Origin of the sequence: Leucobacter insecticola, assembly GCF_011382965.1 — a bacterium.
Lineage (GTDB): Bacteria > Actinomycetota > Actinomycetes > Actinomycetales > Microbacteriaceae > Leucobacter > Leucobacter insecticola.
In genome coordinates this window covers 2,056,235-2,082,411 of record NZ_CP049934.1, presented here as the reverse complement: position 1 = coordinate 2,082,411, position 26,177 = coordinate 2,056,235, and the positions used below count along the sequence as shown (strand labels likewise).

Genomic DNA, 26,177 nt, shown 5'->3' with positions numbered 1-26,177 from the left:
GACTTGCATGCGGTACATCAGCACTTCTTTAACTTCCGTCCCGTGAGGCGGAGAAGGGGGGCTCGGAATGACGGAAACGCGAACGGTGCTCGAAAGCGCCGAGATTTCGCGGGCACTGACCCGAATCTCGCACGAAATCATCGAGGCCAATAAGGGCGTCGACGGCCTGGTCCTCATCGGCATCCCGACGCGGGGAAGCCTTCTCGCGCAGCGCATTGCCGACACCATCTCCCGCATCGAGGGCATTGAGGTGCCCGTCGGCAGTCTCGACGTGACGCTGTACCGTGACGATCTCGCCCGGCAGCCAACGAGGGCCCCGTTGCCCACGGAGATGCCGGTCACCGGGATCGACGGCGCGACGGTCGTACTGGTAGATGACGTTCTTTACTCCGGCCGCACGGTGCGGGCCGCGCTCGACGCGCTGGGGGATCACGGCCGCCCCACTTCCGTGCGGCTCGCCGCGCTCATCGATCGCGGTCATCGTGAGCTGCCGATCCGCGCCGACTACATCGGCAAGAACCTGCCGAGTGCGAAGCACGAGCGCATCTCGGTGCGCCTCCAAGAACTCGACGGGGAAGACGCGGTGACGATTTCATGAGGCACCTGCTCGACACGAAGACGCTCTCAAAAGACGACGCGATCCTGATCCTCGATACCGCCGAAGACATGTCGGCGACGCAGCAGCGCGAAGTGAAGAAACTCCCAACGCTGCGCGGCAAGACCGTCGTCAATCTGTTCTACGAGGATTCGACGCGCACCCGCATTTCCTTCGAGGCCGCGGCAAAACGCCTGTCTGCCGACGTCATCAACTTCAGCGCCAAGGGATCCTCGGTCTCGAAGGGCGAGTCGTTGAAAGACACCGCGCAGACACTGCAGGCCCTCGGCGCGGACGGGGTGGTGATCCGGCATCCGGCATCCGGTGCGCCCGCAATGCTGGCCTCAAGCGGCTGGATCGACGCGGGCGTATTGAACGCAGGCGACGGCACGCACGAACACCCCACGCAGGCCCTGCTCGACGCCTTCACAATGCGCCGCCGCCTCTTCGGGGACGACAGCCGCGGCCGCGACCTCGATGGCACCTCAGTGGTGATCGTCGGCGATATCGCGCACTCGCGCGTCGCACGCTCAAATTTGTGGCTGTTGACCACTCTCGGCGCGGCGGTCAGCTTCGTCGCCCCCGAGACCCTGCTGCCCTATGGAGCTCGCACCTGGCCGGTCACGGTGCACCACTCGCTCGACGATGCAATCCGGCGCGAACAGCCTGACGTGGTGATGATGCTCAGGATCCAATCCGAGCGCATGCACGCCGCGTTCTTCCCGAACGAGCGCGAGTATGCGCGCAACTGGGGCTTCAACGACGCCCGCGCGGCGGGGCTTGCGGATCGCACCATCATCATGCATCCCGGGCCGATGAATCGTGGCCTCGAGATTTCTTCGGGCGCCGCCGATTCGGCGCGTTCAACGGTGCTCGAGCAAGTCACGAACGGCGTATCCGTGCGCATGGCCGCCCTGTACCTACTGCTTTCCGGCGAACGAGGAGACACCGCATGAGCCACCACCACACGAACCCCGACATCCTGATCCGCGGGGTGCGGCTCGCAGCTGAACTGACCGAGCGCGGGGCCGCTGTCGAGAGTGCTGAGAAGATCGACCTGCGGGTGTCCGGGGGCGGATCTCCGAGCGCGGGACCGGGCTTGAGGCGCGCGAGGGTGAGCAGGTCATTGAGGCAGACGGTCTCGTCGCGATGACGGGTCTCGTCGATCTCCACACCCACCTGCGCGAGCCCGGCGGGGAGCAGTCGGAGACCGTGCTCACTGGCACGCGCGCCGCAGCCAAAGGCGGGTTTACGAGCGTGTTTGCGATGGCGAACACGCTGCCCGTCGCCGACACGGCCGGCGTCGTGGAGCAGGTGCAGACACTTGGCGACGCTGCGGGCTACGCCACGGTCCGTCCGATCGGCGCCGTGACCGAGGATCTAGCGGGGGAACGCCTCAGCGAGATCGGCGCGATGGCGCAGTCGCGCGCGCAGGTGCGCGTGTTCTCAGATGACGGCAAATGCGTGCACGACCCGCTGTTGATGCGCCGCGCGCTCGAATACGTGACGACCTTTGGTGGGGTCATCGCGCAGCACGCGCAGGATCCGCGCCTCACCGAGGGTGCGCAGATGAACGAGGGCGCGCTCTCCAGCGAGTTGGGTCTCAAGGGCTGGCCGGCGGTCGCCGAGGAATCCATCATCGCCCGCGACGTGCTGCTCGCGGAGCACATTGGGGCGAGGCTTCACATCTGCCACCTCTCCACCGCAGGATCGGTCGAGGTGATCCGCTGGGCGAAGGCCCGGGGGGTGAACGTCACCGCCGAGGTGACACCCCACCACCTGATCCTCACCGAGGAACTCGCGCGCAGCTACGACGCCCGCTACAAGGTCAATCCGCCGCTGCGTCGCGACAGCGATGTGCGGGCGCTCCGCCAGGCCGTCGCGGACGGGATCATCGACATCATCGCGACGGACCACGCACCGCACCCGGTGGAGGCGAAGGAGTGTGAGTGGGATCAGGCCGCTTTCGGCATGGTCGGCCTCGAATCGGCTCTCCCCATCGCCCTGCTGACCCTCATTCGAGAGGGACATGCGAGCTGGGCAGAGCTTGAAACGCTGCTCTCGCACCGGCCCGCACAGATCGGCCTGCTTGAGGGGCACCCAGAGGCACTGCGCGTCGGCCAAATTGCGGACCTGGTGCTCATCGACCCGCGCGGCTCGAGCGAGTTTCGTCTCAGCGACCTGCGCGGCATGAGCGTCAACTCACCCTATCTCGGGATGGAGCTGCCGGGCCGTGTCGCCTACACGATCCGACACGGCTACCTCACTCTCGACGACGGTGAGCTGGTCAGCCCGGACGCCGTGGCCGCCGCCGCTCTCGTCGTTGCGCAGTCTCGTGGTGACGAGCTGTGAGCCGCACCTCTTTCGCCATCCTTATGGCGTCGATCGCGGCCCTAGCGCTGATCGGCATGTGGATCGCCTGGCGCGGCAGGCGACGCCGCGGTGAAGATAGTTACCGGTTGAGCAGCGTCCCCGAGCTGCAGGGTGAGATCCTCGCGGAGTTTCCCCGGGTGAGCTACGTATCAACCACGCCGCTGGGTGCTCCGCTCGAGCGCGTGGCGATCCCGGGACTGCGGTACAAAGGCTTTGCGGAGGTGACCGTGCGACAAGACGGCGTCACCATAGCTGTGACCGGTGAACCCGCGGTTCACGTGCCGACCGCGCAGCTGCGCGGCACCGACACCGCAAGTGGCCGCATTGGCAAGGTCGTCGAACGCGATGGCCTGTCGCTGCTGCTGTGGGAACCGCGCCCCGAGCACGACATCGACCTGATCGTTGAATCGAGTTTCCGATTCACCAACAGCGAAGATCAGATCGCTTTCTCACGAGCGATCGAGACCCTTACAGACGAAGCAAGCACAGACGAAGCAAGCACAGACACGACCCAGGAGGAAGCGTGACCACGAATACGAGCGAAGTGACGGTGCCCCCGGCATCTGCCGTACCCACCGGCGCCGCGGTACTGGTCCTTGAAGATGGCAGCCGTTTCGCCGGTCGCGCATACGGGGCGACCGGCCAGAGCCTCGGCGAGGTGGTGTTTTCGACCGGGATGACCGGCTATCAAGAGACCCTCACCGATCCGTCCTATGCCGGCCAGATCGTGCTGATGACCGCGCCGCACATCGGGAACACGGGCGTCAACGATACCGACATGGAGTCGCGCAAGATCTGGGTTGCCGGGTTCATCGTGCGGGATCCCGCTCGCCGCGTATCGAACTTCCGTGCCGAGCGTTCGCTCGACGAGGATCTGGTGGCTGACGGTGTCGTCGGTATCCACGGGATTGACACGCGGGCGGTGACCCGCCGGATCCGCGACGCTGGCGCCATGCGGGGCGGGGTGTTCTCCGGGGAAGCGCTTGATCTTTCAGAGGCGGATCAGCTGCAGCTCGTTCGCTCGCAGCCCAGTATGGCGGGTAAGAACCTCTCCGGCGAGGTCACCACTCCCGAGGCCTACCGCGTGCCCGTCGCAGACGGTGTCGAGCGCGTCGGCACGATTGCGGTGCTCGACCTCGGCATCAAGCGGGCGACGGTGCAGTACCTCGCGGAACACGGCTTCGATGTTGCGGTTCTCCCCGCAACCAGCACGGCCGAGGACATTCGGGCAACCAAACCGGATGCGCTTTTCTACTCGAACGGTCCCGGCGATCCGGCGGCCTCTGATGCGCAGGTGGCGCTGCTGCAGGAGATGCTGCGCGAGGGGATTCCGTACTTCGGGATCTGCTTTGGAAACCAGCTGCTCGGGCGTGCGCTCGGCTTCGACACCTACAAGCTGCCGTTCGGGCACCGCGGCATCAACCAGCCGGTGCTCGACAAGCGCACCGGGCGGGTCGAGATCACCGCGCAGAACCACGGCTTTGCCGTGGACGTGCCCATCGAGGGCGAATCGCAGTCACCGGCCGGGTTCGGCCGTGTGCAGGTCAGCCACTACAGCCTGAACGATCAGGTGGTTGAGGGGCTTGAATGCCTCGATATTCCCGCATTCTCCGTGCAGTATCACCCCGAGGCCGCGGCAGGCCCGCACGATGCCTTTTACCTTTTCGACAGATTCCGCGAGCTGGTTGCGAACCGCTCCGCCAATTCGACCGGCGCTCACGCCCAGGAGGCCTAAGCAGATGCCCAAGCGCTCAGACATCAATTCAGTTCTCGTCATCGGCTCAGGCCCGATCGTCATCGGTCAGGCGTGCGAGTTTGACTACTCAGGCACCCAAGCCTGTCGCGTGCTGCGCGAGGAGGGTGTGCGCGTCATCCTCGTCAACTCAAACCCCGCGACGATCATGACCGACCCGGATTTCGCCGACGCCACCTACGTCGAACCGATCACCTCCGAGGTGATCGAATCGATCATTATCAAGGAAAAGCCCGACGCGATTCTGCCCACCCTCGGCGGCCAGACCGCCCTCAATGCGGCGATCGAGTTGCACGACAAGGGCATCCTCGCCAAGCACAATGTTGAGTTGATCGGCGCAAAGGTCGAGGCGATCCAGCGCGGTGAGGACCGCCAGATCTTCAAAGACCTGGTCATCGAGTCGGGTGCCGACGTTGCCAGGTCACACATCGCGCACACGCTCGAAGAAGCCAAGGAGTTCGCGAAGGATCTGGGCTACCCGCTCGTCGTGCGCCCCTCGTACACCATGGGCGGCCTCGGCTCGGGCTTCGCTTACACCGAAGAAGAACTGGTGCGAATCGTCGGCGACGGCCTGCACTACAGCCCGACCACCGAGGTGCTCCTCGAAGAGTCGATCCTCGGCTGGAAAGAGTACGAGCTTGAACTGATGCGCGATACCTCTGACAACACCGTTGTCGTGTGCTCGATCGAAAACGTCGATGCGGTAGGTGTGCACACGGGTGATTCGATCACGGTGGCGCCCGCGCTGACGCTGACCGACCGCGAGTTCCAGAAGCTGCGAGACATCGGCATCGACATCATCCGTCGCGTCGGCGTCGATACCGGCGGCTGCAACATCCAGTACGCGATCGATCCGAAGACCGGCCGCATCATCGTCATCGAGATGAACCCGCGCGTCTCGCGGTCGTCGGCCCTCGCGTCGAAGGCTACCGGCTTCCCGATTGCGAAGATCGCCGCGAAGCTGGCCCTCGGCTACCGTCTCGACGAGATCCCGAACGACATCACACAGAAGACCCCGGCAAGCTTCGAACCGACCATCGATTATGTGGTCGTCAAAGCTCCGCGCTTCGCGTTTGAGAAATTCCCCGCCGCAGACGACACGCTGACCACCACGATGAAATCCGTGGGTGAGGCGATGGCGATCGGCCGCAACTTCACCACCGCGCTGCAGAAGGCGCTGCGCTCGCTCGAAAAGCGGGGCAGCTCGTTCCACTGGGATGAAGAGAAGCGCTCTGTCGATGATCTGCTCGCGACGATCGGCCGACCCACCGACGGCCGGATCGTCGACGTGCAGCAGGCGCTCCGCCTCGGCGCGAGCGTGGAACAGGTGTACGCGGCGACCGCGATAGATCCGTGGTTCCTCGATCAGATCGTGCTTATTAACGAGGTCGCCGAGAGGATCCGGACGGCGCCGATGCTCAGCCACGAAGTGATCCGCGAAGCAAAAGACCACGGCTTCTCCGACGTGCAGATCGCCGCGATTCGCGGTGTCTCCGAGTCTGAGGTGCGAGGGCTCCGGCACGGGCTCGGCCTGCGTCCGGTCTACAAGACCGTTGACACCTGCGCGGGGAGTTCCCGGCGCTAACCCCCTACCACTACTCCTCCTACGATCAGGAGACCGAGGTCACTCCCTCTGACCGCAAAAAGGTCGTGATCCTTGGCTCTGGCCCGAACCGCATCGGCCAGGGTGTTGAGTTTGATTACTCCTGCGTGCACGCCTCGTTTGCGCTGTCTGAAGCGGGCTACGAGACGATCATGATCAACTGCAACCCTGAGACGGTCTCAACCGACTACGACACCAGCGATCGCCTCTACTTTGAGCCGCTGACGCTTGAGGACGTGCTCGAGGTGATTCACGCCGAGCAGGCCTCTGGCACGCTTCTCGGGGTCGTTGTGCAGCTGGGTGGACAGACCGCGCTCGGGCTTGCACAGCCGCTCAAGGACGCGGGGATCCCGATCCTCGGCACCACCCCCGAGGCGATTGATCTCGCCGAAGAACGGGGTGCGTTCTCGGGGATTCTGGAGCAGGCAGGCCTCGCCTCGCCGCGCAACGGCACCGCGATCGACAAAGAGGGCGCGATCCGCGTCGCCGAGGAGATCGGCTACCCGGTGCTCGTGCGCCCCTCCTTCGTGCTGGGCGGCCGCGGCATGGAGATCGTCTACGACACGGATTCGCTGCACGGCTACTTTGAGCGTATCGAGGGGCACGCCCTCGTCGGCCCCGGGCACCCGCTGCTCGTTGACCGATTCCTTGACGATGCCATCGAAATCGACGTTGACGCACTCTACGACGGTGAGCAGCTGTATGTCGGCGGCATCATGGAACACATCGAAGAGGCCGGTGTGCACTCGGGTGATTCCAGTTGCACGCTGCCGCCGGTGACGCTCGGTCACGAGCAGATCAACCGAGTGCGTGAGGCGACGCGTGGAATCGCTGCGGGAATCGGTGTGCGAGGACTTCTCAACGTGCAATTCGCCATCGCCCAGGGAGTGCTGTACGTACTGGAGGCGAACCCGCGTGCCTCGCGCACGGTGCCCTTCGTGTCGAAGGCGCTCGGGATCCCGCTCGCCAAGGCCGCCTCGCGCGTGATGGCGGGGGAGAGCATTCAGCAGCTCATCGAGCTGGGGCTGCTGCCCGAGCGCGACGGTTCGCGTGCACCGATCGATTCACCGATCGCGGTGAAGGAGGCGGTGCTGCCGTTCAAGCGCTTCCGCACCCACGAAGGGCTCGTTGTTGACTCGCTGCTTGGGCCGGAGATGCGCTCCACTGGCGAGGTCATGGGTATGGATCGCGACTTCCCGACAGCGTTCGCGAAGAGCCAGTCAGCTGCCGGAAGCGAGCTGCCGACCTCAGGCACGGTGTTCCTCTCGGTCGCCGACCGCGACAAGCGTTCGCTGGTGCTGCCGGCGCTGCGCCTGCGGGAACTCGGCTACGAACTGCTCGCCACGCAGGGCACTCAAGTGGTGCTCGCGCGAAACGGTATTCGCTCGACCACGGTGCGCAAGCATTCGACGCACGGCGAGGGTGCGACGATTGTTGATCTCATCAACGGCGGTAAGGTCGACATGATCATCAACACGCCGTCGGGCTCGGGAAGCGACGCACGCGCCGACGGATACGAGATCCGTGCGGCCGCTGTCGCGGCGGATAAGCCGATCTTCACCACGATTTCGGAGCTTTCAGCCGCCGTGGGCGCGATTTCGGCGCAGAGCGCGGGTTTCGAGGTGAAGTCGCTGCAGGAGTACGCGACGGATCGTGCCACAGCGTTGGCCGCATCGGGTTCGGCGGCCAGCTGACCATGACCGCACGGAACTTCTCGCAACGTCTGGGCGCGGAATTTGCCGCGAAACGGCACCTGTGCGTGGGAATTGATCCTCACGCTCCGTTGCTCGCCGAGTGGGGACTCGGAAACGATCCTGCAGGGGCCGAGCGCATGGGACGCGATGTCGTCGCGGCAGCGGCCGGTGTCGCGGCGTGCGTGAAACCGCAGATCGCGTTCTTCGAGCGGTTTGGATCCGCCGGCTTCGTGGCGCTCGAACGGGTGCTAGCTGACGCGCGCGAGGCCGGGCTGCTGGTCATTGCCGACGTGAAGCGCGGTGATATCGGATCCAGCTTCGCCGCCTACGCGGAGGCGTGGCTGAGTCCGGGATCGCCGCTTGAAGCTGACGCGATGACGGTTGCGGCTTACCAGGGCTTTGGCAGCCTCTCCGGAGCCTTTAAGCTGATTCGCGAGCACGGCAAGGGCATGTTTGTGCTCGCTGCGACCTCGAATCCCGAGGCCCGCGAGGTGCAGCGCGCCGTGCGCGAAGACGGACGCACCGTTGCGCAGGCGATGGTGGAGGACGCCGTGGCGTTCACGTCTCCGCACGACAACCACGTTAACTCCGTCGGCGTCGTGCTGGGTGCGACGCTGACGCTCGCGGACTTCGGCATCGATGTGACGCTGCCCCCGGCCAGCCCAGCCATCCCGGTACTCGCCCCCGGCTTCGGGCATCAGGGTGCGAGTATTGAGAATGCGGCGGAGACTTTCGGTGGTCTCGGTTGGGCGCTGCTCGCGAATGAGTCGCGCAGTGTGCTGACGGGTGGAAGCGACGGGCTCGCTGAGCGTGTCCGAAGGCGTTCGGATACTATTGCGAAGGCGTTGGTTCCCCAGGCAGTCTGAACTCGTGAGAGTACGGTGTGAGTGAACGAGAGACATGAGGACACGAATGAGTGAGCAGCACGCGAAGAACACAGCGCAATTCGTCATGCCCGAAGTTGACCGTGTTGCAGCAAACCGGGCCGCGATCGCTGCCCGGCGTGCACGTGCAGAACTGAAGCAGAAGCTGCGAAGCGGTGAGCTTTCGCCGCTGAAGGTGCTTGAGCAGTCTCTTGAGACGAACACCCCTGCAGCGACGCTCCGCATCACCGATTTTCTGCTCGCTCTGCCCGCAATCGGCGAGGTGAAACTTGCGCGGATCCTCGATCAGCTCAAGATATCTGAGCGTAAGCGCCTTGGTGGGCTCGGCAAATTCCAGCGGCAGCGTCTCACCAATTTTGTGCGGGAACGCCTCGGCGTCGCTTCGACGCACAACCGGCCACCGCTTACGGTGCTCGCCGGTCCGACTGCCGTGGGAAAAGGGACAGTGGCTGCCTATATCCGCGAACACTTCCCCGGGGTGAAGTTATCGGTGTCCGTGACGACCCGCGCTCCGAGACCCGGCGAGGTTGAGGGCCAGCACTATTTCTTTGTCGACGATGAGCGTTTTGATCGGATGCTTGCCACGGATGAACTGCTCGAATGGGCGACCGTGCATAACAGCCACCGGTACGGGACGCCGCGCGGGCCCGTCCTCGAGGCCGCCGCGAATGGTGAACCCATGCTGCTTGAGATTGACCTGCAGGGTGCCCGTCAAGTGCGAGCGAGCATGCCTGAGGCTCGTCTCGTTTTCCTCACCCCGCCTTCTTGGGAGGAGCTCGTGAATCGACTTGTCGGGCGCGGCACCGAAGGTGAAGAAGAACGCAGCAGGCGCTTGGAAACCGCCAAGGTTGAGCTTGCCTCTGCGGAAGAGTTCGACGAGATCATTATCAACGACGAGGTGCCGCGGGCGGCTCACCGCCTCGTTGAACTCATGCGCGGCTAAGCCTCATGGATCAGTTGCCCGAGGCCCTGAGCAGCGTTACCCAGCTCGACCCCAAGCAGTTTCTCGGCATACCCCTCGCGCTCGTGGGGCGGCGTTCCTGGCGTTTGGGGCGCAGTATCAGTCACGCGGACTCAATAAGGTTGAGCGAATTGTCGGTACAAGCGCGGGATCGGGGCTGTCGCTCCGCCACGTGTTTAGCCTGATCAAGCGGCCGTCATGGGTGATCGGAACCGTGCTCCTTGGTCTTGCCGTGGTGTTTCAGATTGGATCGCTCTCGTTCTCCCCGCTGATCATCGTGCAGCCGATCGGCGTGGTAGGGCTCGTCATCACCTCAGTGCTGAACTCGCGGATGAGCCGCGTGCGACTCGGCAGACGAGTGAAGATCTCGATCGGCCTCGCCGTCGCAGGGATCGTGATCTTTGTGACGATCGCCGCGTTTACGGCCGCGGATCGTCCCGTCACCGATACGAAGCTGACGGTGATTCTGATCACTTTTGCCGTGGTTCTCGCGGTGGCACTAGGGTTGTTTCTGCTGCTGCGCCATCGAGGGATCGCTCTCATCTATATTGCGGGAGCTGGCGTGCTGTATGGCTTCGTCGCGACCTTCGCGAAGGCCGTCATCGGGCGATTACAGCAGGGGGAATTTGAGCTCCTGACCTGGATGTGTGTCGCCGCGCTGATTGTTGGCGCGCTGCTGGGCATGGTCTTCGTGCAGAATGCCTACTCGTCCGGTCCGCCGGACCTGGTGGTCGCGGGGCTCACCGTCATCGACCCGATCGTGGCAGTGCTGATCGGAATCGTGGTGCTCGGTGAGGCGGCAGGCGCGCCGCTGTGGGCCGTGTTTGCCTTCATTGCTTCGGGGGTCCTTGCGGTCTTTGGCGTGCTCGGCCTTGCTAAGTTTCATCCTCAGACAGGGGTGTCGGCGCTCGACGCCCAGGCCGAGAAGAAGCCCGGGAACTGAGCTTTCTAGCGATTGCCGCAATGCGTCGGTCGTCTTGTTGTAGCCTGCCGCGAGGCTTGGTGCCCGCGAAACTCTCGTACTCGCGAAGCTCTCGTATCCGCGAAGCTTCGGCACCCCACCATTGAGGTGGCGCGACTCCGTCGCGCCAGTGTGTGCGCACATCGTTCTTATGCGTGCTCAAAAGAACCATTTGCGCACACAGTAAGGCATGAGGTGTCTTCAGTAGGGCGTGCGGGGCTTGAACCCGCGACCGACGGATTATGAGTCCGGTGCTCTAACCAGCTGAGCTAACGCCCCTCGTGTGCGCATCCAGTCTAGTGAATCCGAGCGCGAAGCATGAACACGGCACACTACCGCAGCGTGGAAGAAAGGTACTCCTCAATAAACCTGCCGAGCACCATGTGGGAGGCTCGCACATCAACATGCTCGACGCCCTCGATGATCGCGTCAACCTCGATTGGGTCGAAGTAGCCGTGATTCGCGTAGGTGCGCACGCGATCGGTGAAGGCTGCCGTGTCAAGCTCGGGGTGAAACTGAGTCGCATAGACGTTGCTACCGACGCGAAACGCCTGCACCGGACAGCTCGCGGATCCCGCTAGCACGGTGATGGTGTCAGGCACCGCGCTGATCGCTTCCTTATGGCCAACAAACGCATCAAACTCGGCGGGGAGTTCGTGAAAGAGGGATCGTCTTGCCCGGCAGGGGTCAGCGCGATCCGCACCGCCTGCGACGGTTCCCCATAGGTGCGGTCGACTTTTGCCCCTTGGTGTGCGCCGATCGTGCCGATGCCGTAGCAGACTCCCAGAAAGGGGAAGTCGCGAGCAATCACCTCGTCGAGCAGCGCGGCAAGCTCCTGCTCCACGCGTAACTCGGTCTCGGACTTGCGTTCGCTTGGCTCGCTGACGGTGAACGGACTGCCCGCGAGAATGATGCCCGAGTATCGGGAAAACTCGACCGTCCCGAGTGGATCCCGATCGATACGCCGCCACTCGAGGTCCTCCGGCAACAGCCCCGTCAGTCGGCAGTATGCCGCGTGCTCTTCCGCGGCGACATCGTCCTCGCCGCGGGAGGTAACGAGCAAAAACGGCTTCATGTTTCTACGGTGTCGCCCTAATCAACCGAGCGGATCGCAACAACGGCGTTGTGGCCTCCGAAGCCGAATGAGTTGGAGATCGCGAGCTGCGGGCCCTCTCCGAGCGGAATTGGCTCGCCGGAGATCGTGAGCGGGATTGCCGGATCCTGTTCGGTGATATTGATCGTTGGGGGAGCGATGCGGTTCTGTACCGCGAGTACAGCGAATACGGCCTCGAGCGCACCGGTGCCACCGAGCAGGTGCCCGGTCGCGCCCTTCGTCGCTGAAACGGGGATCGAGTCGACTCGGTCCCCGAACACAGCGCGCAGCGCGGTGTACTCGGCAATGTCTCCAGTCGGCGTTGAGGTCGCGTGCGCGTTGACGTGGGTGACGTCATCGACGCTCGCGCCCGCCGCTGCCAGGGCCAACTCGACGGCGCGGATCGCTCCTTTGCCTTCGGGCTCGGGGCCGTGATGTGGTAGGAATCTGCGGTGACTCCGCCGCCAGCAATCTCGGCGTAGATCTTTGCGCCACGGGTAAGCGCATGTTCTTCGGTCTCGAGCACGAGAGCCGCGGCACCTTCGCCCATCACAAAGCCGTCGCGGTCGATGCTGTAGGGGCGGGAAGCGGTTGAGGGGGAGTCGTTGCGCTTGGAAAGTGCCTGCATTGAGGAGAAAGAGGCGAGAGTGATGGGGTGGATCGCAGATTCGGAACCACCCGCAATGACAACATCGGCGTAGCCCGCCTGGAGATGTTCGTACGCGTTCACGAGGGACTCGGTGCTTGACGCACAGGCCGACGCGACGGTGCGCGCATAGGCGCGTGCTTCAAAGTGCATGGAGACGGCCGCCGAGGGCGCGTTCGGCATGAGCATCGGCACGGTCAGCGGCATGACACGGCGCGGGCCTTTTTCGCGGAGCGTGTCCCAGGCGTCGAGGAGCGACCATAGGCCGCCGATCCCGGTTGCCCAGTCGACGCCAAGACGCTCAGCAGGAAGCTCAGGTGACCCCGCATCTGCGAATGCTTCCATCGCGGCGATCAGCGCAAACTGGCTCGACGGATCGAGACGTTTGGCCACCGGCCGCGCGAGCACCTCTTCAGGGCGCACAATGGCTTCCGCAGCGAAGTGTACGGGGAGTTCGTATGTGGCAACCCACTCGTGCTCGAGGCTGCGCGCGCCAGACTTCCCGGCGAGGAGTGCTTCCCAGGTCTCCTGGGCGGTGCCACCAATGGGTGACGTTGCTCCGATACCGGTGACGACAATCTTCTTTGCCATGTGTTACGTGCTCCGCATGATCGAGTGGGTACAAATTTGGGGGAGGCGGGCGACGCCCGCCTCCCAATCACAGTGCTTAGGCCTGTGCCTTGACGATGAAGTCGACGGCGTCGCCGACGGTCTTCAGGTTCTTGACCTCTTCGTCGGGAATCTTGACGTCGAACTTCTCTTCGGCGTTGACGACGATGGTCATCATCGAGATGGAATCGATGTCGAGGTCGTCAGTGAAGGACTTGTCGGCAGCAACCACGTCAGCTGCGATACCGGTTTCGTCGTTGATGAGCTCTGCGAGCCCCGCGAGGACCTCTTCGTTGCTGTATGCCATTTCCGTATTCTCCTTGTTGTTGTGGTGGGAAAGTAGTCCGTGTGAAGTGTAGGGGATCAGCGAGGGGATCCACGCTAAGCCGTAGCTTAGATTACGGCATTTCGACGATCTGAGCACCGTAGACGAGGCCTGCGCCAAATCCGATGGTGAGTGCCAGACCGCCCGAAAGCTCGGGGTGCTCCTCAAGGAGCGCGTGCATAGCCAGCGGGATTGACGCCGCGGAAGTGTTGCCCTGCATTTCGATGTCGCGAGCAACAACGACGCTTTCGGGGAGCTTCAGCTGCTTCGCGAACTCGTCGATGATGCGCATGTTGGCCTGGTGCGGGATGAACGCTGCGAGGTCCGCGACATCCACACCCGACTGCTCGAGCGTGTTGCGTGCCACCTTTGCCATCTCCCATACTGCCCATCGGAAGACGGTCTGGCCGTCCTGGCGCAGAGTGGGCCATTCGACCTCACCGCCACCGTGTCGATATTCCTGGAATGTGGTGCTCATGCGAATTGCATCCCACTTTTCGCCATCGGACCCCCACACGGTGGGCCCGATACCCGCGTGATCGGCGGCACCAACGACCACCGCGCCTGCACCGTCACCGAGAAGGAACGAGATGCTGCGGTCGGTGGGATCGACGAGTTCGGAGAGCTTTTCCGCACCAATGACCACCACGTTTTTGCACACGCCGGAACGCACAAGCGCATCGGCCTGGGCTACGCCATAGACGTAGCCGGCGCACGCGGCCGAGATGTCGAACGCTGCTGCGGGGGAGAGCCCGAGTCGGTGTGCCGCGAGCGAGGCCATCGACGGCGTCACCGCGACGTTGGAGATCGTGGAAATAATGACACCATCGATGTCTTCGCGAGCAAGCCCGGAACGCACGATTGCCTCATCAGCCGCAGCAACGGCCAGATCGACCGCCGCGATATCTTCGCTTGCACGGCGCCGCTGTACGATTCCGGTGCGTTGACGGATCCACTCGTCAGAGGAATCGATCGGGCCAACAAGATCGTCGTTGGGGACATTCAGGTTTCCCCTCGAAGCTCCGATGGAGAGAAGCCGAGTGTGTGCGGGGCCTTGGGTTTGAACAAGATGAGCCACGTTCGATATCCTTTCGATCAGGCAGCATCGGCGAGCATTGCGACCGCCGCGTCGAGGTCTGCGGGGGACTTGATCGCGACGGTTGGCGTCCCCTTGAGTGCCCGCTTGGCGATGCCCGTCAAAGCGCCCGCGGGAGTAAGTTCGATCATGCCGGAGATGCCCGCGTCCTGGAACCCGGTCATGCACGCATCCCAACGAACCGGGTGCGCGACCTGCGATACCAGCAGCTCCACAAAGTGGGCACCGTCAGTGACGACGGAGCCGTCGCTGTTCGTCCACAGGGTGTGGGTGGGGTCACTGGCGGTGACTTCGGAGGCCGCCGCACGCAGGCTCGGGATCGCTGAGGCCATGTACTCCGTATGGAATGCTCCCGCGACCTGCAGCGGAATCACGCGCGCAGCGCGTGGAGCATCATCAGCGAGTGCCGCGAGACCGGCGACCTCTCCGGCGGCCACAATCTGACCGCCCCCATTTCGGTTGGCGGGGGTCAGACCGTGGGCGGCAATCTTCTCGAGCACGTCGTCCTCGGCGCCACCAACCACCGCCGCCATGCCCGTCTCGGAATGGGTTGCAGCCTCGGCCATAGCACGGCCGCGCACGCCCACAAGCTGGAGCGCGTCGTGTTCGCTCAGCACTCCGGCGAGGACCGCCGCAGCGAACTCGCCGACCGAGTGTCCGGCGACGCCGACCCCTGCGAGAGAGGTGCGGGCGGCAAGCTCGCGCCAAGCGAGGAGGCTGGCGGCGACAATCAAGGGCTGAGCTACGGCGGTATCGCGGATCGTGTCCGCGTCGCTCACGGTGCCGTGAGCGATCAGGTCGACGCCAATGCGCTCGGAGGCTTCGCCGAGCGCATTGCGCGCACCGGGAAGTTCAAGCCACTCGTTCAGAAAACCGGGTGTTTGAGAGCCCTGTCCAGGGCAGGCGAGAACAATCACATCGTCCAGTTTCTCAGATATGCGGGGAAGACCCTGCATATAACGCACCATAAATCAGAAAAATCTTTGTGGAAAGTCATCATTTTTTAAGTGGTGCGGCGCGGCGAACGCCGTGTTGGGCGATTGAACCGGCGATCAAGGCCGATTGTAGGATCAGGGCTTCGCGCGCACCCGTCGCGTTCCAACCGATCACCTCGGAGACCTTTTTGAGACGATATCTGACCGTATTGGGATGCACGAATAGCTCGCGAGCGGTCGCCTCAAGAGAGCGGCCGTTGTCCAGGTAGCACCACAGCGTCTCGAGCAGCTCGCCAGAGTGCGCGCTCAGCGGTTCATAGATTTGCTCGATGAGGGTGCGGCGGGCGAGCCCGTCGCCCGCCAGGGCGCGCTCAGGGAGCAGGTCGTCCGCCGCGACCGGGCGGGGAGCGTTGCGCCATGACCTCGCCACAGCAACTCCGGCGAGCGCCGCACGAGCGCTGCGGGATGCATCAACGAGGTTGTCAACAGTGGGCCCAAGCACGAGTGGGCCGTCGGAGAATCCTCCGGCAAGACGCGTCGCGATTTCAAGGAACGAAAGAGGTGCAGTATCTGAGCCGTTGCCATCTTTGGGCGGGGAAGCCATACGCCCGAGCACGACGACCAAGCGCGTGCCCTGGAGCCCAACAAGTACGTCGGCACCTGCATGGCGCGCCGAACGGCGGAGCTGATCCACGTCGACGAAACGTTCAGAGGTGCCCACCAGCACCGCAGCCTCGCCATCACCATGCCAACCGAGTGCCGCGATCCGGCTCGGCAACTCATCATCAGATTCACCCGTGAGAATGGAGTCAACGACGAGCGCTTCGAGGCGGGCGTCCCACAGGCCACGAGCCTCAGCGGCGCGGGCGTACACATCGGCTGCCGCGAAGGCGACATCGCGGGAATAGTGCATGATCGCTTCGCGCAATGCTTCGCTTCTGGGTGCGACGCGATCCTCAACCACCGAAACGACGACCCGGATCAGCTGCAGCGTCTCCTGCAGGCTAATTGACCTCAGCAGTTCGCGCGGTGCGGAACTGAAGACGTCCGAGGCGATCCAGGGGGTCGCCGACGGATCCTCGTACCACTGAACGAAGGAGCTAATGCCGGTCTGAGCCACCAACCCAACAGCTGACCGGCGACTCGGCGGCATATTGCCGTACCAGGGCAAGGTGTCTTCGAGCCGCGCGATCGTCTGGGTTGCGAGCTCGCCTGCGATCGTGCGCAACCAGGCGAGCTCCTGTTCTTTCGTGCGATCCATCGAGGCGTGTCCTATGCCTCACCGCCGGCGCCGCCGGTAGTGCCCGCGTTAACATCGTTCAAACGATACTGGGCGGCAGCCTTCGCGGGGATGCTCGCGTCGATCTTGCCTTGCGCGGCAAGCCGCTGTAGCACCTTTACGACAACCGACTCGCGATCGATACCGAAGTAGCGGCGGGCCGCCTGGCGGGTATCCGAGAAGCCGAAGCCATCGGCGCCGAGCACAGAGTAGTCCCCGGGCACGAATGGGCGGATCTGCTCGGGAACGAGCTTCGCCCAGTCACTGACCGCCACAACGGGGCCGTCATGGCCGGCAAGCTTCTCCGTGAGATACGGCACACGAGCCGGCTCATCCATGTGACGGAAGTTATGGTCTTCGGCGGCAACACCATCGCGGCTGAGTTCGTTCCAGCTCGTGACACTCCACACATCTGCGGCCACGTTCCAATCGCGGGCAAGAAGCTCTTGCGCCTCGATGGCCCACGGTACGGCAACTCCCGAGGCGAGGATCTGCGCTGCGTGCTCGCCAGCGCCTGCTGGGCTGACACGGTAGATCCCGCGAACGATGCCCTCGGCATCCACGTTTTCGGGTTCGGCCGGGTGCACGATGGGCTCGTTGTAGATCGTGATGTAGAACATCACGTTCGGGTCCGGGTGTTCGCCGCCGTACATCCGCTCGAGGCCAGCCTTGACGATATGGCCCATCTCATACCCGTAGGCCGGATCGTAAGCGATGACAGCGGGGTTTGTCGCAGCGAGTGCCATCGAGTGCCCATCCGCGTGCTGCAGGCCCTCGCCCGTCAGTGTGGTGCGGCCCGCAGTCGCGCCAAGCACAAAGCCGCGCGCCATCTGGTCACCGGCCGCCCAGAAGGCGTCGCCGGTGCGTTGGAAGCCGAACATCGAATAGAAGATGTAGACCGGGATGAGCGGCTCGCCGTGGGTTGAGTAGGAGGTGCCGACCGCAGTGAATGCGGCGGTCGCGCCCGCCTCATTGATGCCGACGTGGAGGAGCACGCCCTCGGGGCTTTCCTTATATGCGAGCAGGAGCTCGCGGTCTACGGAGACATAATTTTGGCCGTGAGGATTGTAAATCTTCGACGTCGGGAAGTACGAGTCCATGCCGAATGTGCGTGCCTCATCGGGGATGATCGGCACGAAGCGCGAGCCCATGTTCTTGTCGCGCATGAGGTCCTTCAGCATGCGCACGAAGACCATCGTGGTGGCGGCCTCTTGCGTGCCGGATCCCTTCGCGGCGATCGCATAGCTCTTCGGCTCGGGCAGCGCGAGTTCCTTGTGCTTCGTGCGCCGCTCCGGCAGGTAGCCACCGAGCGCGCGACGCCGCTCGTGGATGTACTGGATCGCTTCGTCGTTCTCGCCCGGGTGGTAGTAGGGCGGGAGATACGGATCAGCTTCGAGCTGCGCATCAGAAATCGGGATGTGCATGGTGTCACGGAAGAGCTTTAGATCTTCCAGCGTCATCTTCTTCATCTGGTGCGTCGCGTTGCGGCCCTCGAAGTGCGGGCCGAGGCCGTACCCCTTGATGGTCTTCGCCAGGATCACCGTCGGGCGCCCCTTGTGTTCGGTCGCCGCCTTGTAGGCCGCGTAGACCTTGCGGTAGTCGTGACCGCCGCGACGAAGTCCCCAGATCTGTTCGTCGGTGTAGTCCGACACCAGGCTGAGCGTGCGCTCGTCTCGTCCGAAGAAGTGATCGCGCACGAAGCCGCCACTTTCGGCCTTGTAGGTCTGGAAGTCACCGTCGGGGGTGGTGTTCATGAGGTTCAGCAGCGCGCCATCGGTGTCGCGGGCGAGAAGGTCATCCCATTCGCGACCCCAGATCACCTTGATGACGTTCCAGCCGGCGCCGCGGAAATAGCTTTCGAGCTCCTGAATGATCTTGCCGTTGCCACGCACCGGACCGTCGAGCCGCTGCAGGTTGCAGTTGATCACGAAGGTGAGGTTATCGAGGCCCTCGTTTGCGGCGACCTGCAGCTGGCCGCGGCTCTCGACCTCGTCCATTTCGCCGTCGCCGAGGAACGCCCAGACGTGCTGGTCAGAGGCATCCTTAATGCCGCGGTTGGTGAGGTACTTGTTGAGCTGCGCCTGATAGATCGCATTGATCGGGCCCAGGCCCATCGACACGGTCGGAAACTGCCAGAAGTCAGGGGCGAGGCGCGGGTGAGGATAGCTCGGCAGGCCGTTCCCGAGGTGCGACTTCTCTTGCCGGAAGCCGTCGAGCTGGTCGGCGCTGAGGCGCCCTTCGAGGAACGCGCGAGCGTACATGCCGGGGAGGCGTGGCCCTGCACGAAAATCTGGTCGCCACCGCCTGGGTGATCCTGACCGCGGAAGAAATGGTTGAACCCGACCTCGTACAGCGAGGCGGCGGAGGCGTAGGTGGAGATGTGTCCACCAACGCCGACTCCGGGGCGCTGCGCGCGGTGCACGGTCATCGCCGCGTTCCAGCGAATCCAAGAGCGGTAGTTGCGCTCAAGTTCTTCGTTGCCCGCGAACGCCGGTTCGTCTTCTGAGGCAATGGTATTGACGTAGTCGGTCGTCGGCACCTGCGGCACATTCAAGTGCAGTTTGCGCGACTGATCGAGCAGGCTTGTCATGATCTCGCGACCACGACCGGCGCCCCGCTCTTCTACGACGGCACCCAGCGACTCACGCCACTCTGCCGTTTCTTGGGGATCCAGATCATCATGATCAGGTGCGTATGGATCCTGCGTGTTCACAGCCAAGATAGGTACTCCGTTCACCATGAGCCGTGCTTGAAACGAACGCGGCTTGGTGCAGCCGTAACGAAGCACGAACGGTCCCCGCTGGTCCGCGGGTCACCGCCAGACTATCGAATATCAACGACAAACCACGGCATCTTTCGGCCAGAAGCAACTAAATCGCACAATATTCGGCAGGATCGATAGTCTTAACACCAGAAACCCGTCCAAGCATCGGTGCCGAACGCGCCAGAAGGGAGGCACCGTGGTGCTTCAACAGGGCGCAGTGGCGCCAGATTTCACTCTCTCTGACCAGCACGGTGAGGAGCTACGGCTCTCGGAGCTCGTCGCCGAGGGCCGGTTGCGCTGGTCTTTTTCCCGCTGGCTTTCTCGGGCATCTGCACGGGAGAGTTGTGCGAGCTGCGTGACAATCTCTCGGTGTTCTCCGACAGCAAAGTGCGCCTCATTGGCATCTCCGTCGACTCGGTGTTTGCGCTGCAGGCGTGGGCAAAAGAAGAGGGCTACGAGTTCTCCATCCTCTCCGACTTCTGGCCGCACGGCGGTGTCGCCAAGGAGTACGGCGTGTTCGTCGAGGAACGGGGAATTGCGACGCGCGCAACGCTCCTGATCGGCGCTGATCGCAAGGTCCTTGCTTCGTTTGAGACCGAGCCCGGCCAAGCCCGAGACTTCGGCTCGTACCGCGAGGCCATCGCGCAGCTTGCCTAGCGGTACATCTCATCGGCCAGAGGCGCACACTCGCGCATCAGTTCGCGTCGCTTCAGCTTGAGTGTAGGAGTCTGGAAGTCGTCCATACGGCTCGGGCGGATCTGCACCAGTGTCTGAGCTTGCACCTGCTCGGTGGGTGAGACCCGGCGATTCGCTTCCGTGATCGTCGCGGCTATTTCGGCGGTGATCGCGGGATCCTCGCAGCGCGTGATCCCGCGCGGTGTTTCGAGTCTGGTGTACTCGTCGTCGAGCACGATGAGGGCTGTGAGATACGGGCGATCCGTACCGACCATCGTCGCGTACGCGACGAGTGGATGCGCTTCCACCGCCTCCTCCCAGGAGTTTGGTGCAACGGTGCGACCGGTCGAAGTGATGATGGTGTCTTTGAGTCGACCCGTAAGTGTGAGTCGGCCCTGGTCATCGAGCACGCCCTGATCTCCGGTGCGGAAGTAGCCATCGTGTGTGAAGGCTTCGGCATTGTCTTCCGCTCGGCGGTAGCCGGTAAACACCCCAATGCCTTTGGCTTCGACCTCGCCGTCGCTCGCGATACGCACCTCATTTCCCGGCAGTGGTACTCCGACTGTGCCCGCTACGAGGGAGCCGGCGCGGCCACCCGTGAGCGGCGCAGTCGTTTCGGTCAGCCCGTAGCCCTCAATGACGGTGATCCCGATTCCAGTAAAGAATAGGGAGATGTCGGGGCGGAGGGTCGCTGCGCCCGAGAGCAAGTGTTCAAGTCTGCCTCCGAGAAGGGCGCGGATCCTGCGGTAGAAGATACGGTCGAAGATCGCATGGCCGAGCTTGAGCCCCAGTGAGGGCCGTGACGTCATGGCGCCGTCGCCGCGCTCGGCAAGTCTGCCCCACGCGACAGCGGTGCGGTGGGCCATGCGCCAAGCCCAGCCGAGCCGCTTTTCGCGCGTAGAACTTGCGGCGGCCTCTATGATCTTTTCGAGGACGCGGGGCACCACCATCAGGAACGTCGGTTGGACAGTGGCAAGCGCCGGCACCATGTCCTTCGTGCTTGAGAGGTGCGCGACCCGCATTCCACTTGCAATGCACACGAGCTGCACCGCGCGGCCAAGGACGTGGGTGAGCGGAAGAAACAGGACCGTGTTCCCGGAGTCCTTGAAAGGATAGTCGTATTCGGCAGCGGTGTTGACGGTGAGCCCGGCCATGTTGCGGTGGGTGATGAGGGCGCCTTTGGGGCGTCCGGATTCCAGAAGCTGCTGGCCGTGTTCGTGAGTGTCTACAAAAGCAAAGGTGGGCCGTGCATCCTGCAGCGTCATCTCGAGCTGGGGGAGCGTCGCAGTGTCATATACCGGCACTACGATGCCGCCTGCGAAGAGGATGGCGTGGTCAACCACCGCCCACAGGTACTGGGTCGGGGCCATAATTACGGCGGTGTCGCCCGGAGCGAAGCCCGCGGCCATCATCCCCTTGGCCAGACCTTCGACAGTGTTCGCGAATTCCTTCGTACTGATCGGTTGCCACGGTCCCGTCGGGCTCGCACCGGGCTCGCGGACCTCGAAACATACGTGATCTGGCGCTTTTCTGACCCGGTCCGCGAGCAGATCCGTAACGTTACGGAGTCCTTCGGGATCGACAAGCAGCGGAGAGCTAACGTGCGTTTTGGGTAGTGGCCGGGACGACGTCTTGGAATCACTGTGTGGCACGTTGCACACACTACGGGAGAGCGCATGCTCAGATTGCATGTTGGGGAGCCATGCCCGCGATTCGTGCCGCGCGGGTTTTTCCCCTAAGATGGTGAAGTTCGCTTTCGCGAGCGGAGGGCCTGTAGCTCAGCTGGTAGAGCGCCACGTTTACACCGTGGATGTCGTCGGTTCGATCCCGGCCGGGCCCACCACAATATGCGTCACAAACCGTCGAACGCACCCGGCATTCACCGCACGTATGGCGTGGACCCGACCGTGTAGGGTGCGCCGGGGAAGCGCAGCGATCGCGGATTCTGCGCCCGCATCCAAGCGGGATTCGCCCGACGCCTAACTCCGGTGGGACTCTCCGCGATACGCTCACGAGGTATTCATTCACTCATCGAAGAGATAAAGGTGGAACCGATGAAGGCCATGGTTGCTCGCTCGCTCGGCGGAGGCTGGGTGCAGGAAGACGTCACAATCGCGGATCCTCTCGAAAATGAGGTCCTCGTCGACATTAAGGCTTCGGGCCTGTGTGGAAGTGACTTCATGGAGATGAGCCACGGGGTGATGCACCAGCCGCCCGTGGTCTTGGGCCACGAGATTGCAGGCGTCGTCGTAAAGGTTGGATCAGCGGTCACCACGCTGCACGTCGGCGACCACGTCGCTGGCTGCCTCGTGCAGTTCTGCGGCAAGTGCGCCCGCTGCCTCTCGGGCGAGGTTGGCCTATGCCGCAACCCCGGAGAAGCCGTTCGCAGCGCGGATCAGGCGCCCCGTCTCACCGACGCAAGCGGCGCGCCGCTCGACCAGGGCATGGCGCTCGGCGGCTTCGCTGAGCAGGCGCTGGTCCATGAGAACATGCTCGTGAAGATACCGGATCACATGCCTTTCCCGCAGGCGTCCGTGCTCGGCTGCAGCGTCATCACAGGCACCGGTGCAGTCCTGAACGCGGCAAAGGTCGAACGCGGCGAGACCGTAGTGCTTATCGGTGCCGGTGGTGTCGGCCTCAACGTCATCAGCGGCGCACTTCTCGCCGGGGCCGCAAAGATCATTGCGGTCGACCTCAACGACGCGACGCTCGAGACCGCCAAGAAGTTCGGCGCTACCCACGTCATTAACTCGGGCACGAGCGATCCGGTCGCCGCAGTGAAAGAACTCACCGGCGGCTACGGCGTCCGCTACGCCTTCGACGTGGTGGGTATTCCCGCGACGGCACGTCAGGGCTACGACATGCTCGATCGCGGCGGCACGCTCTACCAGATCGGCATGGGCGGCAACACGCTCGAGCTCGCCAGCATGGACAACATCTTCAATCGCAAGGCCGTGCAGGGCGTCTTCATGGGTTCGGGTGTCCCGAAGCGCGATATCGCGTCGCTCGTGGATCTCTACCTCGACGGCCGCTTGAACCTCGACGACCTCATCTCGGAGGAGATCTCGCTGGGTGACCTCAACGAGGGGTACACGCGTCTCAAGGATCCGCAGGTGAACCGGGTGGTCATCACCAACTTCTCGTAGTCTCTGCCGTATAGCCGCCAAGGGGGCGGATCCTGTCCGGGATCCGCCCCCTTGGCGCGTGTGCGGCGCCTAAACTAGCGAATCCTTGTTCCCGCACGACGGCGGAGCAGCAGCAGGACGCCGCCGCATGCGCTCAACAACACCGCTGCCAAGCCGAGGGGTGCCAGGCCGTCGCCACCCGTTGCGCTGAGTGTCGGAGATTTGGAGCCGCCGTCAGTGCCGGGTTTGTTGAGGCCAGGACTATCCGGATCCGGCGCGACACCAGCAGCGACGCCGAACCCAAACCACTGGTCCTTCACCGTCACGGCCGTACCCGTGCCGGTCACGGTGCCACTGGCCACTGCGGTGTTCTGATACGCACCCAGTGGCACGTCCCCGATCGCCTCAAACGTTACAGCGGCGCCCGGAGCGAGTGTGCCATCGAATCCTTCAGGTGCCGTTACCCGCGTGACGGTACCAAGTACATCGTCTGTAAGGCTCAGCCCGGTGACAGCGGTATTACCGGTGTTTGTGACGCTGTAGCTAAAGGTGACCGGGGAGTCAGCAGCAACCTGGACGGCCTTGTCGGCGCTGCGCGCAGTCTTGCCGTTGCCCTGCTTGACGAGCGTCAAGCCGGAGGTCACCCCAAAGCCGTGCCACACCGCGGTCGCCGTGATGTCGCTGCCTTCAGCAAGCGCTGTCGCGGTGGCCGTGTTGGAGTAGCTGCCCGCGGGAATGTTGCCGTCCGCTGAGACAGTGACGCTTTCACCGGGTTCAAGGGTGCCGTCGAAGTCGGTCGGCAGATCCACACTGCCAAGCACGGAATCGTTGAGAACAACGTCGGTGACGGCGACGTTGCCGCCGTTGGAGATGGTGTACTCGAAGGTCACGCGTGCACCAGACGCGACGTTGAGCGCGTCCGCGGCTGTGCCCGCGGAAACACCATTTCCGGTTTTTGTCACCGAGATGGCGGGGTCAACGGCCGGTGTCGTCCAGGTGACGCTAGCCGGATCACCGGAACCAGCCTCGTTGAAGGGCGTGATCGTCGCCTCATAGTCAGTCTCGGGGGTGAGCCCGGTTATGGTGCGTGAAAGCTCCGTCGATGTCGTTGTACCCCCGGGGACAGCCGCTGCCGACCACACGGTGTCACCGACCTTGCGATATTTCACCACGTAGTCGAGCAGATCCGGTTGCTGATATCCGACGGTGGATTCTTCCCAGGTCAGGGTGGCGCTTCGGGGCTCGGCGACCGCCTCAGCGGTCCCCTCGATCGAGGTCGGTGTCTTGCCCCAGATTTGCACGATCGCGCGCGTGGTGCTCGGTGTTGTCGATTGCTGCGTGGTGGCGTAGACGAGGCCGCGGTCGTCGACCGCGATACCGCGAACGAAGTTCATGGCCGAATCCTGTTGTGCGCTCGGCGTATTCACCGGCGCGGGGGCGGAGACCGCCGTTTGCCCCGTGGTGAGATCCACAGCGCCGAGTTTTACGCCGGAGACGCCGTTCAGGGAGTAGTAGAGCGTTCCGCTACCCGGGTCCGCTTCCAGCCCAAACACACCCTGCGCGGTGAACCGCGGGCTTCCGAAGAGATCAATCAGTGTGCTCCCCGGAAATTGAATCGCCCCGTTGTCACCAAAACTCGTGTCGAGTGTCCATTTCCAGCCTGCCGGATTCCAGCGAGCATCGACGATGCCGCCGCTCGTGGTCAGCACATACTTCTTGATCGAAGCCGGTTTCAAGTACTGCGCAGTGGATGAGCCCCCAGGAAAATGGATTTTGTAGTCGGGCTGGTAGTAGCCACCCGCGTCGCCGAGGTAGACGACGATTTGACCGTTCTCTTCGGTGACGCTGAGCCCAAGGCTCTCGCCCAGATAGTCAGGCTTTCCGTATTCTCTCGGTACGTCGACAGCGCGGGTTGGCCAATTCACGCGTGTTCCTTGGTTCTGCCCGTCCTGATCAAAATAGAAACCAACGGAAGACAGAAAAGTGCCGTCACTGCCGTAGACCACAACGCCAGTGTTGGTAGTCGCGTACACATTTCCAACGGCATCGGTGTCAACAGCAACCGGGCCCGGCAGGGCGCCAGTCTGACGGTAGTCGTACGGGCCCCAAATATTGGTAATGTCGGCCAGGGTGGAACTTGAGTACTCCCGCATTTGAACCGATGAAGCGGTCGGAGTACCGGATTCGTAGCTCAGGGCGTAGACCTCGCCATTGGCGCCGAAAGCCGCACCGCGGGGTCCTCGCGGGGTGCCAATCGCGTAGTAGTCAATTGCCGTCGGGCTGAGAATGCTGTGCGGGTCGATCACTCCGCTCTTCGTGTTGATGATGTCGTACTGGCCGCCACCGAGATAGTTGCCGTGGCCAGCGGCTCCCGGATCTGCGGTCAGCGCGAAGGTCTGTACTGAGTGGCCGAGCGCCTTGTTGCCCGATTCCCACGAGGCCAATCCTGAGTCAGTAACGACGATCTCGTTCTCATTGACGTCGATGGCGTAAGGAAAGATGAAGTCACCGAGCGACGGCTGAGCCGTTTTGTTCAGGCTGCCGAATTGGCCAACATACCCCCATTTGCCGGAGCCGGTGGCCCGGCCAGGCGCGGTCACGCCGTCGATTGGAGCGGCTTGTGCGCCTGCCGGTGTGAATGTGGCAAAACCAATGGCGATCACTCCGATTGCGGCAATGGCGCGCGCTAGTGCTGTCTTCAAGTTTCCCCCCTGGGATTCGCAGCGGTGCAAATAGGTACACTGCAATTTGAAATGTATTCTTTGAGTATTGCCCATGCTATCTGATCTCGTGTGCGCCCGGCGTT

General features: G+C 63.4%; 17 protein-coding genes, 2 tRNA genes and 5 pseudogenes. 12 read left to right on the top strand and 12 right to left on the bottom strand.

Going from position 1 to position 26,177, the window contains the following annotated elements; genetic code table 11:
• Window positions 1-67: 67 nt before the first annotated feature.
• The 8 genes and pseudogenes from pyrR to gmk all read left to right on the top strand — a co-directional run bounded on the left by pyrR (window position 68) and on the right by gmk (window position 9,845).
• The gene (pyrR, locus tag G7067_RS09605) at window positions 68-598 is read left to right on the top strand and encodes a bifunctional pyr operon transcriptional regulator/uracil phosphoribosyltransferase PyrR (RefSeq protein ID WP_166323793.1); all 531 of its coding nucleotides are present in this window, start codon (window positions 68-70) and stop codon (window positions 596-598) included.
• Window positions 595-1,551, top strand: a complete 957-nt coding sequence (locus G7067_RS09600) for an aspartate carbamoyltransferase catalytic subunit (protein WP_166323791.1) — start codon at window positions 595-597, stop codon at window positions 1,549-1,551. Before pyrR ends, G7067_RS09600 begins: the two co-directional genes overlap by 4 nt.
• A pseudogene (locus G7067_RS09595) lies at window positions 1,548-2,947 on the top strand (dihydroorotase). Before G7067_RS09600 ends, G7067_RS09595 begins: the two are co-directional and overlap by 4 nt.
• Window positions 2,944-3,495 (top strand): PH-like domain-containing protein, encoded by a 552-nt coding sequence (locus G7067_RS09590; protein ID WP_166323789.1) that lies wholly within the window; start codon window positions 2,944-2,946, stop codon window positions 3,493-3,495. The pseudogene G7067_RS09595 and the gene G7067_RS09590 overlap by 4 nt, the downstream one beginning before the upstream one ends.
• Window positions 3,492-4,703: a glutamine-hydrolyzing carbamoyl-phosphate synthase small subunit gene (gene carA, locus G7067_RS09585; protein ID WP_166323787.1), complete on the top strand. Its 1,212-nt coding sequence runs from the start codon at window positions 3,492-3,494 to the stop codon at window positions 4,701-4,703. The genes G7067_RS09590 and carA overlap by 4 nt, the downstream gene beginning before the upstream one ends.
• A 4-nt stretch (window positions 4,704-4,707) precedes the next feature.
• Window positions 4,708-8,018, top strand: a pseudogene (gene carB, locus G7067_RS09580) (carbamoyl-phosphate synthase large subunit).
• Between the two features lie 2 nt (window positions 8,019-8,020).
• Window positions 8,021-8,884, top strand: coding sequence for an orotidine-5'-phosphate decarboxylase (gene pyrF / locus G7067_RS09575; RefSeq protein ID WP_166323774.1), 864 nt, complete (start codon window positions 8,021-8,023; stop codon window positions 8,882-8,884).
• A 46-nt stretch (window positions 8,885-8,930) separates the two neighbouring features.
• Window positions 8,931-9,845, top strand: coding sequence for a guanylate kinase (gmk, locus tag G7067_RS09570; protein ID WP_166323772.1), 915 nt, complete (start codon window positions 8,931-8,933; stop codon window positions 9,843-9,845).
• On the opposite strand, the gene G7067_RS14675 is transcribed toward gmk, so the two are convergent.
• Window positions 9,842-9,970 (bottom strand): hypothetical protein, encoded by a 129-nt coding sequence (locus tag G7067_RS14675; protein WP_280115703.1) that lies wholly within the window; start codon window positions 9,968-9,970, stop codon window positions 9,842-9,844. The two genes, gmk and G7067_RS14675, sit on opposite strands and share 4 nt — an antisense overlap.
• Window positions 9,971-10,035: 65 nt before the next feature.
• Here G7067_RS14675 and G7067_RS09565 point away from each other — a divergent pair, with 65 nt between their 5' ends.
• The gene (locus G7067_RS09565; RefSeq protein ID WP_244301044.1) at window positions 10,036-10,806 is read left to right on the top strand and encodes a DMT family transporter; all 771 of its coding nucleotides are present in this window, start codon (window positions 10,036-10,038) and stop codon (window positions 10,804-10,806) included.
• A 223-nt stretch (window positions 10,807-11,029) separates the two neighbouring features.
• Here G7067_RS09565 and G7067_RS09560 read toward each other — a convergent pair.
• From G7067_RS09560 to aceE, 9 genes and pseudogenes are all read right to left on the bottom strand, one after another.
• A tRNA-Ile gene (locus G7067_RS09560) sits at window positions 11,030-11,103 on the bottom strand.
• A 53-nt stretch (window positions 11,104-11,156) separates the two neighbouring features.
• Window positions 11,157-11,603: a glutamine amidotransferase-related protein gene (locus G7067_RS14935; RefSeq protein WP_341872886.1), complete on the bottom strand. Its 447-nt coding sequence runs from the start codon at window positions 11,601-11,603 to the stop codon at window positions 11,157-11,159.
• Window positions 11,576-11,899, bottom strand: a pseudogene (locus tag G7067_RS09555) (type 1 glutamine amidotransferase family protein); the annotation flags it as partial. The pseudogene G7067_RS09555 and the gene G7067_RS14935, both read right to left, overlap by 28 nt.
• 17 nt (window positions 11,900-11,916) lie before the next feature.
• Window positions 11,917-13,154, bottom strand: a pseudogene (locus G7067_RS09550) (beta-ketoacyl-[acyl-carrier-protein] synthase family protein).
• Between the two features lie 76 nt (window positions 13,155-13,230).
• On the bottom strand, window positions 13,231-13,479 hold the full coding sequence (locus G7067_RS09545; protein ID WP_166323770.1) for an acyl carrier protein: 249 nt from the start codon (window positions 13,477-13,479) through the stop codon (window positions 13,231-13,233).
• Between the two features lie 91 nt (window positions 13,480-13,570).
• Window positions 13,571-14,575, bottom strand: coding sequence for a beta-ketoacyl-ACP synthase 3 (locus G7067_RS09540; RefSeq protein ID WP_166323768.1), 1,005 nt, complete (start codon window positions 14,573-14,575; stop codon window positions 13,571-13,573).
• Window positions 14,576-14,592: 17 nt separating this feature from the next.
• Window positions 14,593-15,510, bottom strand: a complete 918-nt coding sequence (locus tag G7067_RS09535) for an ACP S-malonyltransferase (protein WP_166326035.1) — start codon at window positions 15,508-15,510, stop codon at window positions 14,593-14,595.
• A 79-nt stretch (window positions 15,511-15,589) separates the two neighbouring features.
• Window positions 15,590-16,789, bottom strand: coding sequence for a PucR family transcriptional regulator (locus G7067_RS09530; RefSeq protein WP_166323766.1), 1,200 nt, complete (start codon window positions 16,787-16,789; stop codon window positions 15,590-15,592).
• 11 nt (window positions 16,790-16,800) lie between these two features.
• A pseudogene (aceE, locus tag G7067_RS09525) lies at window positions 16,801-19,526 on the bottom strand (pyruvate dehydrogenase (acetyl-transferring), homodimeric type).
• Window positions 19,527-19,868: 342 nt separating this feature from the next.
• Between aceE and G7067_RS09520 the strand changes: the two are divergent.
• Window positions 19,869-20,228, top strand: coding sequence for a redoxin domain-containing protein (locus tag G7067_RS09520; RefSeq protein ID WP_341872885.1), 360 nt, complete (start codon window positions 19,869-19,871; stop codon window positions 20,226-20,228).
• Here G7067_RS09520 and G7067_RS09515 read toward each other — a convergent pair.
• Window positions 20,225-21,898, bottom strand: coding sequence for an AMP-dependent synthetase/ligase (locus tag G7067_RS09515; protein WP_244301041.1), 1,674 nt, complete (start codon window positions 21,896-21,898; stop codon window positions 20,225-20,227). The genes G7067_RS09520 and G7067_RS09515 overlap by 4 nt on opposite strands.
• A 115-nt stretch (window positions 21,899-22,013) precedes the next feature.
• Here G7067_RS09515 and G7067_RS09510 point away from each other — a divergent pair.
• Window positions 22,014-22,089, top strand: a tRNA-Val gene (locus tag G7067_RS09510).
• A gap of 211 nt (window positions 22,090-22,300) precedes the next feature.
• Complete coding sequence (locus G7067_RS09505) at window positions 22,301-23,392, top strand: Zn-dependent alcohol dehydrogenase (RefSeq protein WP_166323762.1); 1,092 nt, start codon at window positions 22,301-22,303, stop codon at window positions 23,390-23,392.
• Between the two features lie 74 nt (window positions 23,393-23,466).
• On the opposite strand, the gene G7067_RS09500 is transcribed toward G7067_RS09505, so the two are convergent.
• Window positions 23,467-26,073 carry a DUF7507 domain-containing protein gene (locus tag G7067_RS09500; RefSeq protein WP_166323760.1) on the bottom strand — a complete coding sequence of 869 codons (2,607 nt, stop codon included), beginning with the start codon at window positions 26,071-26,073 and terminating at the stop codon, window positions 23,467-23,469.
• Between the last annotated feature and the right edge of the window lie 104 nt (window positions 26,074-26,177).

Excerpts from the sequence above, each read along its gene's own strand:
- pyrR (WP_166323793.1), top strand. The coding sequence starts at position 68 with ATGACGGAAACGCGAACGGTGCTCGAAAGCGCCGAGATTTCGCGGGCA.
- G7067_RS09600 (WP_166323791.1), top strand. The coding sequence starts at position 595 with ATGAGGCACCTGCTCGACACGAAGACGCTCTCAAAAGACGACGCGATC.
- pyrF (WP_166323774.1), top strand. The coding sequence starts at position 8,021 with ATGACCGCACGGAACTTCTCGCAACGTCTGGGCGCGGAATTTGCCGCG.
- gmk (WP_166323772.1), top strand. The coding sequence starts at position 8,931 with ATGAGTGAGCAGCACGCGAAGAACACAGCGCAATTCGTCATGCCCGAA.
- G7067_RS09545 (WP_166323770.1), bottom strand. The coding sequence starts at position 13,479 with ATGGCATACAGCAACGAAGAGGTCCTCGCGGGGCTCGCAGAGCTCATC.
- G7067_RS09530 (WP_166323766.1), bottom strand. The coding sequence starts at position 16,789 with ATGGATCGCACGAAAGAACAGGAGCTCGCCTGGTTGCGCACGATCGCA.
- G7067_RS09505 (WP_166323762.1), top strand. The coding sequence starts at position 22,301 with ATGAAGGCCATGGTTGCTCGCTCGCTCGGCGGAGGCTGGGTGCAGGAA.